We start from the raw sequence: 13,847 nt of genomic DNA on the forward strand, positions 1-13,847 counted from the left end.
CGCTCCGGCTTCAATCCGGGACGATCAACCGATACAGGGTGTAGCATCGAGAATAGCATGAGGGGGCGCCGTGAAGAAAAGTGCTGACGAGAAGGGCGAGATCGATTCGCGCTACCGGGCGCCTGCGCTGGAGAAGGGGATCGACATCCTCGAGCTGCTCGCGAGCGAGGCCGCACCGATGACGCTTACGGCCATCGTCAACCGGCTCGAGCGTTCGCATGGCGAGCTGTTCCGCATGGTACAGGTGCTCGAATATCGCGGCTATATCGAACAGGATGTGTCGAACGAGGGATACCGGCTGACAGACCGGCTATTCTCGCTGGGGATGCAGCAGCCGCGTACGCGCAACCTGATCGAGGCGGCGCTGCCGGTGATGCGCCAGCTCGCGGCGAGCGTCGGACAATCGTGCCATCTCGCACTGCATACCCAGGGGGAGATGGTGGTGGTCGCGCGAATGGAATCGAGCGAGCAGCTCGGTTTCTCTGTGCGCGTCGGCTATCGGCGGCCGCTCCAGTTGGCGGCGTCGGGGCTGGTGCTCTACGCCTTCCAGCCCGAGGATGTGCGGCTGCGCTGGGAGAGTTTGCTCGATCCGCAATTGTCGGGGGCCGAGCTCGACGCGTTCCGGGCGCATGCCGACGAAATCCGCGAGCGGCAGGTGGAGATGACGCCGAGCAAGTTCGTCGCGGGAGTGACCGACATCTCGGCGCCAGTGCTGCGCGGCGGGATGGCCGCGGCGGCGCTGACCGTGCCCTATCTCAAGAAGCTCCAGCCCGCGGTTTCGCCAAAGGAGACCGGAGAGCTGGTCCGCGTGGCGGCGGCGCAGATTTCCGAGCAACTCGTCGAAGGCGACAGCCGGATCTAGCCGGGGACAGGCGCGTCGGCGCGGAGAAGGCCCTCTTGCTTGAGTTCGGCCCAGAGTTGCGCAGGGATCGGCGCGGCGTAGCGCGCAAGCGTCTCGGCAACCTCGGCGGGTCTGGCGAGGCCGGGTACGACGCTCGCCACCACGGGGTGCGCGAGCGTGAACTGGAGCGCGGCGGCACCGAGCGCCACGCTTTGCCGCGCGCAGACCGCCGCGATCGCGCGTGCCTTTTGGAGAATCGGCGCGGGGGCGGCCTGGTAGTCATAGTGATCGCCCGGTCCCTGCCCGGCCAGGATGCCGCTGTTGTACGGGCCGCCGATCACCACGCCGGTGCCGAGCGCGGCGCAGCGGGGCAGCAGCGCGTCGAGCGCGCTCTGGTCGAGCAGCGTGTAGCGCCCGGCGAGGAGGATCAGGTCGAGCGGGTTGCGGTCGAGCAGTTCGAGCGCGACCGCGCATTCGTTGACCCCGATCCCGAACGCCGAGATCGCGCCTCCGCCGCGCAGCCTTTCGAGCGCGCGCAGGCCACCAGCCAGTTCGGTCATCCGCTCGGCATGGCAAGCGCCATGCGTCAGCCGGCCGATATCGTGGACGAGCAGGATGTCGATGCGGTCCAGACCGAGCCGCGCGAGGCTCGCTTCATGCGAGCGGAGCACGCCATCATAGGAATAGTCGTACACGGGTTCGAAGGGTTCGGGCGAGCGGAAGCCGTGGCGCTCGCCGGAGACGGCGGTCGTCGGTTCGAGCAGTCGGCCGACCTTGGTCGAGACGATCATATCCTCGGGCAACCCAGCTCCAAGTCGCTTCTCGGCAAGGCCGAAGCCGTAATAAGGCGCGGTGTCGGCGTAGCGCATGCCGCCGGCCAATGCAGCGGAGATCGTCGTGGCGGCATCGACGTCGGTAACCTCGCGGTAGAGATTGCCGAGCGGTGCGGTGCCGAGACCCAGTTCGGGCAATGCGAGGCCGGTGGTGCCGAGACGGCGCGTGGGAATCACTCGGCCTTGCCGAACGCGAAGATGCGCTGCATCTCGACCCATTTCTCGCCGGGCGCAGCATGCGGGAGCGCTCGCTGGAAGCGCCACATCAGCGTCTCCCACTGCGCGATCTCGGGAGCCTCGGCGACCGTGCGGGGGTAATCGTCCGAGACCCGGGTGATCATCATCAGGCGATCGCCGGTGCGCCAGATCTCCATCGCCTCGACACCCTGGGCCTCGAGAAAAGCCAACACCGCAGGCCATACTGCGCCAGGGGCGTGGCGCGATTCATACTCGGCGATCAGCGCGGCATCGTCGATCAGGTCGAGCGCGAAGCAGCGCCGCTTTGCCATGCTTGCTTCCCCTTTCGATTCCCCCTGCGAACCCTAGCAAGGAGAGGGAACTTGCACCAGCTGCGATTGCCACATATGAAAACTGTAAGTATCTACGAACATTGGGGAGAGGCAACTGGCGACGATCACTAAATTACGCGTGCTCGACATCCGCTTCCCGACCTCGCACTTGCTCGACGGATCGGACGCGATGAACCCTGATCCCGACTATTCGGCCGCCTATTGCATTCTCGAAACCGACCAAGGGCAGGAAGGCCACGGTCTCACTTTTACGATCGGGCGCGGCAACGACGTGGTGTGCGCGGCGATCGAGGCGCTGGCGCCGCTGGTCGAGGGGCTCGACCTCGACTGGATCCGCGAAGACGGCGCACGCTTCTGGCGGCATGTCACCGGGGACAGCCAGCTGCGCTGGATCGGCCCCGAGAAAGGCGTGATCCACCTTGCCACCGGTGCGGTGGTGAATGCGGTTTGGGATCTGCTCGCCAAGGCGGCGGGCAAGCCGCTGTGGCGGCTGATCGGCGAGATGACGCCTGCCGAGCTGATCGGACTGATCGACTTCCGCTACATCACCGACTGCATCACTCCCGAAAAGGGCCTCGCGCTGCTCGAAGCGCGCGCGCCTGGCAAGGCCGGGCGCGTCGCGGCGCTGCTGGCCAGGGGTTATCCGGCGTACACCACCTCGGCGGGGTGGCTCGGCTATTCCGACGCTGAGCTCGAACGGCTGTGCCGCGAGGCGGTGGCGCAAGGTTTCGATCATGTGAAATTGAAGGTCGGGCGCTCGGTGGACGAGGATATCCGCCGCGCGACGATCGCCCGCGCCGCGATCGGCCCCGACCGGAAGCTGATGATCGACGCCAACCAGGTGTGGGAAGTCGACGAGGCGATCGGCCATCTCGCCCAGCTCGCCTTTGCCAAGCCCTGGTTCATCGAGGAGCCGACCAGCCCCGACGATGTCGAGGGGCACCGCGCGATCCGCGAGGCGGTCCGCCCCTTGCGCGTCGCGACGGGCGAGATGTGCCAGAACCGAGTGGTGTTCAAGCAATTGATCATGCGCGGCGCGATCGACGTGGTGCAGATCGACGCGTGCCGGCTGGGCGGCGTCAACGAAGTCCTCGCGGTGCTGCTCATGGCAACGAAATACGACCTGCCCGTCTGCCCGCACGCCGGCGGCGTGGGACTGTGCGAATATGTCCAGCACCTCGCGATGATCGATTACCTTGCCTTTGCCGGCACGATGGACGGGCGGGTGATCGAATATGTCGACCATCTGCACGAGCATTTCGTCGATCCGTGCGTAGTCGAGAACGGCGCCTATCGCGTGCCAGAGGCACCGGGCTTCTCGATCGAAATGAAGGCGGCAAGCCTCGCGGCGTTCCGCTATCGCAAGCACGAGCCCGCGGCGAGCGCGGCCGCATAGGAGGGGTATGAAGTCAATATTCGGGCTGCTGGCGGCGCTGCTGCTTGCCCTCCCCGCCACGGCGCAGGACCTGCCGCGCATCGTTTCCAAGGGCGGCAAGCATGCGCTGATCGTCGACGGCGCGCCCTTCCTGATGCTCGCCGCGCAGGTCAACAATTCGAGCAACTATCCGGCGGCCTTGCCCAAGGTCTGGCCGGTGATCGATCGGCTCCAGGCCAACACGCTGCAGGTGCCGGTCGCCTGGGAGCAGATCGAGCCGCAGGAAGGCAGGTTCGACTTCGCGTTCGTCGATACGCTGCTGGCCCAGGCGCGCGAACATGACGTGCGGCTGGTGCTTTTGTGGTTCGCGACGTGGAAGAACACGGGCACTGCCTATGCGCCGGGCTGGGTCAAGCGCGACAACAAGCGCTTCCCGCGGATGGTCGGGCGCGAGGGCAAGACGCATTATGCCTTCACACCGCTGGCGCAATCGACGCTCGCGGCGGACAAGAAGGCATTCGTCGCGCTGATGCGGCATTTGCGCGAGCGCGATCCGCAGAACACGGTGATCATGATGCAAGTGCAGAACGAGCCGGGCAGCTACAGCAGCGCGCGCGACCATTCGGCGGCGGCGGACAAGCTGTTCGCCGGGCCGGTGCCGGCGGCACTGCTCAAGCAGACCGGCAAGGCGCCGGGCAGCTGGGCAACGGTCTATGGACGCGATGCCGAACTGTTCTTCCATAGCTGGCACGTCGCGCGGTACATCGATGCGGTCGCCGCGGCGGGCAAGGCAATCAAGCCGCTGCCGATGTACGCCAATGCCGCGCTGACCGGCAGTCCGTTCGGCTGGCAGGATCCCAACACCTATGCCAGCGGCGGCCCGGCGCACACCGTGATCGACGTCTACAAGGCCGCGGCGCCGCATCTCGAACTGGTCGGGCCCGACATCTACAATCCCGATCACAAGGCGTATCTGGGGTTCCTCGACGCCTATCGGCGGCCGGACAATCCGCTGTTCGTCCCCGAAACGGGGAACGCGCGTGGCTATGCGCGCTATTTCTTCCCGACGATCGGGCGCGGGGCGATCGGCTGGTCGGTGTTCGGGATGGACGCGAGCGGCTATTCGAACTTCCCGTTGGGTGCGCCGAAGCTGGACGACGCGACGATCGACCTGTTCGCTCGCGCGTACAAGCTGTTCCGGCCGATGCAGCGCGAATGGGCGCGGCTGGCGCTGGAGAGCGACGTGTGGGGTGTCGCCGAGCCCACCGATCCCGAGGCCAAGCACAGCCAGTCGATCGACCTGGGCGCGTACAAGGCGACGGTGACCTTCGGGCGGCACCAGTTCGGCTTCGATCCGCCGACGGGCAATGCCGAGCCGCTCGGCGGGCTGGTGGTGGCGCGGCTGGCGGCGGACGAGTTCCTGGTGACCGGGTTCGATGCGCGGATCGAGTTCGCGCTGGCGCGGCCGGGGGAGCGCAACCTGATGCTCGACCGGGTGGAGGAAGGCCATTTCGAGGACGGGAAATGGGTGTTCGATCGGGTGTGGAACGGCGACCAGACCGACTATGGGCTGAACTTCACTGGCCAGGCGCAGGTGCTGAAGGTGAAGCTGGCGACTTGGCCGTAAAGGTCAAATAACGACATTCGTAAAATTGCGTACGAGACGATGCTTCTCAGATGGCAGCGCGCCCAGATTCCCTTGCATTTTTTCTTCGTATCAACCTAGACTTCGGGCAGGAACCTTGTGGCATGCTCGTCCGAGCAAGATGGCCTCCACCGGTTTGCGTTCCGGTACAACAGCACCATCAAGGGAAATCATATGATCTTGCTGGCCTTGCTTGTGCTTGGGGAACGGGCCCCGCTAACGCCCGTGACCGTCCGCAACGAAAGCGAGTTGCTCACCTCGGATGATTACGTCACGCGCGCGGCGGGCTTGGGGAAGAGCGGCTACACCGTGGTGGAGGTCTTTGTCGACGCTACTGGAAAGCCCCATACCTGCGGCGTCGCCGGGACGAGCGGGTCCAAGGACCTGGATCTGAGAGCATGTGCCGCGGCGGTGCGGCGGGGCAAGTACACGCCGGCCGCAGACGAGAACGGTGTGCCCGTGCACGGCGTCCTCCGGCTGCGGATCCGATGGGTGCTAGAAAGTTTCTTCGACAGTCCCGCCGGCATACCGAAATGGCCCGCCGATCTCGTGCTCGAAGTGGCGAAACTGCCGGAGGGGCGTAAGTCCGTCACTGTCGAACTGGTTTATTTCGTGGACGAGCAGGGCCAGATCCAGCGCTGTTCCGTGCAGCAGTCGAGCGGCTTTCAGGCGTTCGACACTAGCGCCTGTGCGGCTATGACAAAGCTACAGCGGTACCCTCCGGCGAAAGACAAAGCGGACAAAATCTGGCCGGTAGTTCGAACGCAGCGAATAGAATTCACTCCCGGCCAGAAGTGATCGCCTGCCGGTCCCCTCAACCCGTTTCTCGACTTCGCTCGAAACGAACGGAGGCTACGGGGAAAGTCACCTCACCCTAGCGCGCCAACGGCATCGCCGTGCGCGCACCAGCGCGGCAGTGGCGGTCGATAAAGGCTTGGTGGCTGGGCATCGCGGCCGCGGCCTGGTCGATCACCTGGCACATGCCGGCGAGCACCGCAGCGAGTTCCTGCGGCGCGAGCGTGTCGGCGAGCGGATCGTGCGCGGCGGGGTCGACGCCCTGCCCCAGCAGCACCGCGAGCCAGCTAGCTTCGTGGAACAGGTCATGCGGGCGCTCGATCAGCCGGCCGTTAGCGCGGAACATCGCGACCTTGGCGGCGAGACTGTCGGGGATCGTCATCGCGGCGCACTGGCGCCAGAACGGCTCGTCGCGTTCGTTGGCCCAGTAATGGAGCACCAGGAAGTCGCGGATCGCTTCCATCTCGGCATCGGCCTGCCGGTTATACTCGTCCGCGAGCCGCGGGTCGCAGTGTCGGTCGGGGAACCAGGACAGCAGCTTGGAAATCCCGGTCTGGATCAAGTGGATGCTGGTCGATTCGAGCGGCTCGAGAAAGCCCGACGCCAAGCCGAGCGCGACGACGTTGCGGTGCCACGCCTTTCGCCGCCGCCCGGTGGTGAAGCGCAGGAGGCGCGGATCGCCTTCGCGCGCGCCGGCTAGGTTGGCGAGCAGCGTGGCGGCGGCTTCGTCGGCGGAGATCGCCCCGCTGCAATAGACATGACCGTTGCCGGTGCGGTGCTGGAGCGGGATGCGCCATTGCCAGCCAGCGGTGCGGGCGGTGGAGCGGGTGAAGGGCTCGGGGTCGCCGGTGCGTGCGCATGGCACCGCGAGCGCGCGGTCGCACGGGAGCCAGCGGGTCCAGTCGTCATAGCCGGTGCCGAGGGCTTCGGTGAGCAGGCCGCGAAAGCCGGTGCAATCGAGGAACAGGTCGGCGGCAAGCGTGCGGCCGTCGGCGAGGATGATGTGGTCGACGAAGCCGTCGCCGGGGCGAAGGACGACATCGGCGATCCAGCCTTCGATGCGCTCGACTCCGCGGGCCTCGGCGAGGCAGCGGAGGTAGCGCGCGTAGAGCGAGGCGTCGAAATGATAGGCCCAGGAAAAGGTCGAGAAGACTCTCGGCGATTGCGGCGTGGGGATCTCGAACCTGTCGCGATAGGCGGCCTGGTGGTTGAGCGACCAGGCGTCGAGCGGCGTCGTGTTGCCGAGCGCGCGAGCGCGCAGCCAGTGCTGGTGAAAGGCCGTCGGGCCGAAATCGTCGCCATAGCGGCCGAAGGGGTGGAAATAGCGCTGCCCTTCGCGGCGCCAGCCGACGAATTCGATGCCCAGCTTGAACGTGCCCTGCGTAGCGGCGACGAATTCGCGCTCGTCGACGCCGAGCAGCTTGTTGAACAGCTGGATCGGCGGGATCGTCGCCTCACCGACGCCGACGGTGCCAATTTCGTCGGATTCGACAAGGGTGATACGGCAGTGGTGCTGGGCGAGCAGCTTCGAAAGCGCCGCCGCGGCCATCCACCCCGCGGTACCGCCGCCGGCGATCAGGATCGATCGGACGGGGTCGGCGGTCATGCGGCCTCAGCCGGGCAGCAGCGCTGGAGAAATACCTCATGCGGCGGCGCGGCTTCCGCGGCGCGGACGAGCAGCCGGTGGCGCTGGGCGAGCCCGGCGCGAAGGCGTTCGGGGTCGATCCGGTCGACCAGCGGGTCATAGCGATCGGGAAGCACGCCGTTGCCGAGGAATATCGCGACCCAGCTCGGCTCCTGATACGATTCCTCGGCGAGCAGCGGCACGCGGCCGCTGGCGCGGAACACGTCGATCTTGTGCGCGAGCGTGTCGGGCAGCGGCATCGTGCGGCAATAGTCCCACAGCGGCGCGTCGGTGCGGCGGGTGAGGCAGTAATGCAGGATCAGGAAGTCGCGGATCCGCTCGAACTCGCTCACGGTGACGCGATTATATTCGTCGGCGATGCGCGAGTCCCAGTTGCGGTCTGGGAAAAACTCGACGAGGCGCGCGATTGCCGTCTGGATCAGCTGGATGCTGGTCGATTCCAGCGGCTCCATGAACCCGCCGGCGAGGCCGATCGCGACGACATTGCCGTTCCAGAACTTCCGCCGCCGCCCGGTGGTGAAGCGCAGCACGCGCGGATCGGCGAGCAGCTTGCCGGGGACGTTGGCGGTGAACAGGTCGCGTGCTCGGTCGTCTTCGGTGAAGCGCGTCGAATAGACATAGCCGTTGCCCATCCGGTGCTGGAGCGGGATGCGCCATTGCCAGCCGGCCTCACGCGCGGTGGAGACGGTGAAGGGCGTCGGCGGGCCTGTCGGCGCGCTGGGGGCTACCACCGCGCTGTCGCAGGGAAGCCAGTGGCGCCAGTCCTCATAGCCGGTGTTCAGCGCTTCCTCGATCAGCAGCCCGCGGAACCCCGAGCAGTCGACGAACAGATCGGCTTCGTGGCGCTGGCCATCGGCAGTGAGCACCACGGCGATGTGGCCTGTCTCGCCGTCGCGTTCGGCGGTGACCACCCTGCCCTCGACCCTATGCACACCCCGCGCCTCGCAGTGGCTGCGCAGGGAGCGGGCGTAGAGCGAGGCGTCGAAATGGAAGGCGTAGCGGTAGAAGTCCGCATTGCTCGACGGGGGCATGAAGCGGCCGCGGCGAGCCATCGCATAAGGCAGGCTGTAGTCGTCGATCGACGCGGGATCGCCGAGGCTGTGGAGCTTGCGCCAGTGATGGTGCGGGGCGACACCCTCGATCGCGTCGCCATAGTCGCCGAAGCCGTGGAAATGCACGTTGCCGATCTGGCCCCAGTCGCGGAACTCGATGCCGAGCTTGAAGCTGCCTTGCGTCGCCTTGACGAATTCGCGCTCGTCGATCCCTAGTAGTCCGTTGAGGTGCTGCATCAGCGGCACCGTCGCCTCGCCGACGCCGATCGTGCCGATCTCCTCGGACTCGATCAGGGTGATGCTGCACTGGGCGGGATCGAGAAATCGCGCGAGTACCGCGGCGCTGATCCACCCGGCGGTGCCGCCGCCGACGATGACAATGGATCGGATCGCGGACTCGGTCATGACGCTCCTGAGGCTAGGCGCGAAGCATCGGACAAGAAAGAGTGGCGGTGCCCCTTGAAGAACACCGCCCAGTTTCTGGGATCAGAAAGTGAACCTGAGCAGGCCGGCGATGCGCCGGTCGGTATCGGTCCAGCTGTAGCGCGGATGCCGGACGGCACCGCCGACATCCAGGAACGTGCGCGTGTTGAGCAGGTTGGTGGCCTGCACGCCGATCTTCACGTTGTTCGTGATGCTGAACAGGATCGAGCCGTCGAGCTGGCCGTAATCCTCCGACCATACCGGCGCGTTGAGGTTGGCAGCGGACGTGGTCAGCAGGTATTCGGAGCGCCAATTATACGCCAGCCGCGCCGAGATGCCGTATTTCTCGTAGATCGCTGCGACATTGTAGCTCCATTTCGAGAGCCCCTCGAGCGGCAGGGTGGTATCGTTGGCGTTGTTGATCTGGTTGGGATCGAGCGTATTGACCGGCTGGTTGGCGCCGCCGGTGCTGTCGACCCAGGTGACGTTGCCCTGGAAACCGAGCCCGCCCAGCGCGCCGGGCAGCATGTCGAAGAACTGGGTGTACGCCAGCTCGACGCCCTTGATCCTCCCCTTCTCGCCATTGACGGCGCGCGTGACGTTGAAGGTCAGCGTCTGGCCGTTGCTGGTGAAGGTCTCGTTCGCATTGCCCGAGATGATGTAGTCCTTGATGTCCTTGTAAAAGGCCGCGAAGGTCAGGCTGTTCGATCGGCCGAAATAATATTCCGCGCTGAAATCGAACTGGGTCGACTTGGTCGGCTTCAAATACGGATTGCCTGCCTGGCCGGTGAGGCCGAGAGGCTGCGGCAGCAACCCCGTGCCGGCTGGATTGAGCCCGAAGCTCAGCGAAGCATAGGGCCGGAGCTGAGAGAAGTTGGGACGCACCATCGCCTTCCCCGCCGCGAAGCGCAGCTGGAGGTCGTCGGTGGCCTTGATCCGCAGGTTGAGCGTCGGCAGCACGTCGGTGTAGCTGTTCTTGTAGGTGGCGTCGGACAGCCGACCGCCAGCGCCGTTGTTCGAGAAAGCGAGCGCTTGTGTAAGACCGGCGCAAGCGGGCGCCGCAGGCGTTGCCTGGCAACTCGACGTTATCGTGCCAAGGCTGAGATAGCCCAGCGCCTCGTTGCGGGTGCGCACGACGCGGATGCCGATATTGCCGTCGACGATCCCCGAACCGAAGCGCAACATCGCGTAGCCCGCCAGCGTCTTCTCGCTCTGCCGGGCGATGCCGCCCAGCACATTGTCCGATCCGGGATTGGCGTTCTCGTAGCTATCCTCGGTCAGCGGCGCCCAGCCCCAGCCCGAGCTCTGCGTCGCGCGCAGATAGTCATACGCATTCGCGGTGCCGTTGGTCATCAGATCGACCGAGGGGAACCAGCCCACGCCGGGCACGCCGATCTTGCCACGGAAAAAGTCGTTATAGTTGAACTGCTCGGCCTGACCCGGCAGCCCGGGATTGCGTACGCCGGCTTGCGTGAAATCGTCCGAGGGATCGGCCGGGGTACCGTTGTTGTTGACGAAGGTGTCGAACCCGGTCTGGTTGAGGAAGATTGGCGGCGCGCTGCCCGCCGCGCCCCAGAATTGCTGCGAAAGCAGGCCCCAATTGTAGCCGGTCTGGCGAGTGACCGCCTCACGATCGGTGGCGCGCATGCCGGCGCGGAACGATTTGAGGAAGCTGTCGTCGTCGAACTTGTACTCGACGTCGAACCGCTCGGCCCATTCGCCGGCGCGGTTGTCCTCGAGATGGTCCATCGCCGCGGCCCACCAGTAGTTGTTCTGGTTGGCGAGCGAGGCGCCGTTCTCGGTCACCCGCACGCTCGGCGAGTCTCCACGCAGGTCAAAGGCGAGGGTCGGCCGGTTGGCGTTGAAGAAGCCCGGCGCAATGCCGAATTCGGTGAACGCCGTGAAGCTCAGCACATCGGCTTCGGAGGTGATCCGCTGGACGTCCGCGCTGAATGCCCAATGCTCGCCCGGCTCCCAGCGCCAGTTAAGCGAATAGTCGCGCGTGACCTTATGCGAGGCGCCGTAGCGCGTGTCCAAGTCCATATTGGCGTTGGTATAGCTGCCGACCTCGAGCACCTTGTCGCCATTGACCTGGTAGCTCGATTCATAGTCGGGGAGCGAATAGACGCCCTCGGCATGCTCCATATCCTTGGGATCCGCCGAGGAAAGGAACGCCTCGGCAGTGAAGGTCATGTCGGGGCTCGGGCGCCACTGGATCGAGCCGTCGACCGAGACGCGCCTCTGCTGCCAGTCAATCCGCCGCCAGCCTAGCGACGAGGGCACGAGGATGTTCTGGAAACCAGCGGGCCCGCCGGCATTGGCGCGGACGGTGTAGGTGCCCAGTTGGATGCTGTCGGTGCGGTTGCCGATATTGTTGATGCTGCCCGAGAGCAGAATGCCGATATCGCCCAGCCCGGTCTCCCAGCGATTGCTGACGAGCGCGTTGGCTGACCAATAGCCCTTCTCGCGCATGTCGGCGTAGTTGTAGTCGCCCGACACAGCGATGAGATGGCCGTCCTGGTCGAAGGGTTTCCGGGTACGCAGGTTTACGATGCCGCCGACGCCGCCCTCAACCATCTCGGCTGAGGGGTTCTTGTAGACGTCGATCCCGGCGAGCAGATCTGGAGAGACATCCTCGAAGGCGAGCCCGCGCCCGTTGTTCGCCGAGAAGACGTCGCGGCCGTTGATCTCGGAGCGCACCCAGGAAAGCCCGCGGATGAACACGCCGCCGCCCTCGGCCGCTAGGCGCGCGGGATCGCGATTCTCGTTGGTCCGCTGGAGGGTGATCCCGGGGATGCGCTGGAGCGCCTCGGAGACCGAGCGATCGGGGAGCGCACCGATATCCTGCGCAGTGACCGAGTCGACAATCTGGTCGGCATTGCGCTTGATGTTGCGCGCGCTGGTCAGCGAGGCGCGGATGCCCGTGACGACGATCGTGTCCTGGTCCTCGGAGGCCGGGGTTTCGGAGGGTTGATCCTGCGGTGCGGCCACGACCACCGGCGGATCGTCTGCGGCAAAGGCCGGCATCGCCCATCCGGCGGCGGCAAGCGCAAGCGTGGAAACACCGTAGCGGATCGGCTTGGCGCGCGACCCAGAACGACCGATAGAAAGCTCAGCCATATCCCCTCCTCATCCTAGGACGAGAGGCATCGGCTACACCGTGTCCCCTCCCGCTCCCGCCGAAGCGCCTCTAACGGGTGCCAACGGTGTCATTTTATTAGCGCTAACATTTTTCATACACAAGGAGGGATTTCATATTTGCGCCTGCCTTTTGCACGCGGTGCCGCCTATTCCTGCCAGCTATGGCGTTTGCGGTTCGAGCGGGCTGTACGGTACGGTCCCGTCGCGTCATGCTGGCCACCAATGTCGTTCCTGCGAGGTGCCCGAATGAAGAAGCTCATCCTGCTTGCCCTGCTCGCCACCGGCGCCTGTGCGACGCCGCATGCAGCCACCCCAGACGGGAATCTCCACCAGCGCCTGCTGACGCTCGACACGCATCTCGACACACCAGTCTATTTCAGCCGCCCTGGCTGGAGCTTCGGCGACCGGCACAAATACGAGGACGATCTGGTCCAGGTCGATCTCGGGCGGATGGACGAAGGCGATCTCGATGGCGGGTTCTTCGTCATCTATACGTCGCAGGGACCGCTCACTCCCGAAGGCTATGCAGCGGCCAAGGCGTTCGCGTTCAACCGCTCGGATGAGATCCACACCACCCTGGCGAAGTTCCCCGCGCGGATCGGACTGGCGACTCAGGCGAGTGATGCCGCACGGCTCGACAAGGCGGGCAAGCGCTTCGGCTTTATCAGCATCGAGAACAGCTATCCGCTGGGCGAGGACCTTTCGCTGCTCGGCGAATTTTACAGGCGCGGCGTGCGGATGGCGTCGCCGGTCCACTTCCGCAACAACCAGTTCGCCGATTCGGCGACCGATAAGCCCAGATGGAACGGCCTCAGCCCGCTGGGCAGGCAGTGGGTCGCCGAGATGAACCGGCTCGGCTTGGTGCTCGATGCGAGCCACGCCTCGGATGACGTGCTCGACCAGATGATCGCGCTCTCGAAGACCCCGGTGATCCTGTCGCATTCGGGCGCCAAGGCCATCTTCGACCATCCGCGCAACCTCGATGATGCGCGGATCCGCAAGCTCGCCGCGTCGGGCGGAGCGATCTGCGCCAATGCGGCCTATCTCAACACGATGCGATCGACGCCCGAGCGCAACGTGCTTTCGGATCAGGCCGAGGAGATGGGCAAACTCTCACCCGCCGAGCAGACCGAGCTGGTGCGGAAGATCCGCGCGCTCGACGCGACCTCGCCGGTGCAGGACGCCGATTTCGAGACCTATATGCGGCTGGTGCTCCACCTGATCCAGGTCGCCGGCGTCGATCACGTATGCTTCGGCGCCGACTGGGACGGCGGCGGCGGGGTCAAGGGCCTCGAGGATATCGACGCGCTGCCCAAGGTGACCGAGCGGCTAGTGCAGGCGGGCTATTCGGCGGCGGATATCGAGAAGATGTGGAGCGGGAACGTGCTGCGGCTGCTGCGGACCGCGGAGGCAAAGAAGGGGCGGTAAGCCGTGCGCTCAGGGGATCGCGGACGAAAACACGATCCCGACGCGCTGCCCGACTAACGTCCGCAGGCAATCCAATCGAACGCTCGTAGATCGTGGACAATCCCTCTCCCTTGATGGGAGAGGGAGGGGCCCGCGCCCG

10 protein-coding genes are annotated in these 13,847 nt (G+C 65.6%); 5 read left to right on the forward strand and 5 right to left on the reverse strand.

Features of this window, described 5'->3' with window-relative positions; genetic code table 11:
- The first annotated feature begins 70 nt into the window (after positions 1-70).
- Entirely contained in the window at positions 71-862 is a 792-nt protein-coding gene (locus RZN05_RS08175; RefSeq protein ID WP_317226121.1) for an IclR family transcriptional regulator, read from the forward strand.
- On the opposite strand, the gene RZN05_RS08180 is transcribed toward RZN05_RS08175, so the two are convergent.
- Both RZN05_RS08180 and RZN05_RS08185 read right to left on the reverse strand, forming a co-directional pair.
- Positions 859-1,851, reverse strand: a complete 993-nt coding sequence (locus tag RZN05_RS08180) for an aldo/keto reductase (protein WP_317226122.1) — start codon at positions 1,849-1,851, stop codon at positions 859-861. The genes RZN05_RS08175 and RZN05_RS08180 overlap by 4 nt on opposite strands.
- Entirely contained in the window at positions 1,848-2,183 is a 336-nt protein-coding gene (locus RZN05_RS08185) for an L-rhamnose mutarotase (protein WP_317226123.1), read from the reverse strand. The genes RZN05_RS08180 and RZN05_RS08185 overlap by 4 nt, the downstream gene beginning before the upstream one ends.
- Positions 2,184-2,322: 139 nt before the next feature.
- On the opposite strand from RZN05_RS08185, the gene RZN05_RS08190 reads away from it, so the two are divergent.
- From RZN05_RS08190 to RZN05_RS08200, 3 genes are all read left to right on the forward strand, one after another.
- Positions 2,323-3,600: an L-fuconate dehydratase gene (locus tag RZN05_RS08190; protein WP_317226124.1), complete on the forward strand. Its 1,278-nt coding sequence runs from the start codon at positions 2,323-2,325 to the stop codon at positions 3,598-3,600.
- Positions 3,601-3,607: 7 nt separating this feature from the next.
- Positions 3,608-5,206, forward strand: a complete 1,599-nt coding sequence (locus tag RZN05_RS08195) for a DUF5597 domain-containing protein (RefSeq protein WP_317226125.1) — start codon at positions 3,608-3,610, stop codon at positions 5,204-5,206.
- Between the two features lie 192 nt (positions 5,207-5,398).
- On the forward strand, positions 5,399-6,022 hold the full coding sequence (locus tag RZN05_RS08200) for a TonB family protein (protein ID WP_317226126.1): 624 nt from the start codon (positions 5,399-5,401) through the stop codon (positions 6,020-6,022).
- A gap of 76 nt (positions 6,023-6,098) precedes the next feature.
- Here the strand turns inward: RZN05_RS08200 and RZN05_RS08205 are convergent, their stop codons facing one another.
- The 3 genes from RZN05_RS08205 to RZN05_RS08215 all read right to left on the reverse strand — a co-directional run bounded on the left by RZN05_RS08205 (position 6,099) and on the right by RZN05_RS08215 (position 12,259).
- Positions 6,099-7,625: a tryptophan halogenase family protein gene (locus RZN05_RS08205; RefSeq protein WP_317226127.1), complete on the reverse strand. Its 1,527-nt coding sequence runs from the start codon at positions 7,623-7,625 to the stop codon at positions 6,099-6,101.
- On the reverse strand, positions 7,622-9,121 hold the full coding sequence (locus RZN05_RS08210) for a tryptophan halogenase family protein (protein WP_317226128.1): 1,500 nt from the start codon (positions 9,119-9,121) through the stop codon (positions 7,622-7,624). The genes RZN05_RS08205 and RZN05_RS08210 overlap by 4 nt, the downstream gene beginning before the upstream one ends.
- Positions 9,122-9,202: 81 nt before the next feature.
- Positions 9,203-12,259, reverse strand: coding sequence for a TonB-dependent receptor (locus RZN05_RS08215; protein ID WP_317226129.1), 3,057 nt, complete (start codon positions 12,257-12,259; stop codon positions 9,203-9,205).
- A 267-nt stretch (positions 12,260-12,526) separates the two neighbouring features.
- Between RZN05_RS08215 and RZN05_RS08220 the strand changes: the two genes are divergently transcribed.
- Positions 12,527-13,708, forward strand: coding sequence for a dipeptidase (locus RZN05_RS08220; protein ID WP_317226130.1), 1,182 nt, complete (start codon positions 12,527-12,529; stop codon positions 13,706-13,708).
- The last annotated feature ends 139 nt before the right edge of the window (positions 13,709-13,847 follow it).

The sequence above is a fragment of the Sphingomonas sp. HF-S4 genome (assembly GCF_032911445.1).
GTDB classification, from domain to species: domain Bacteria; phylum Pseudomonadota; class Alphaproteobacteria; order Sphingomonadales; family Sphingomonadaceae; genus Sphingomonas; species Sphingomonas agrestis.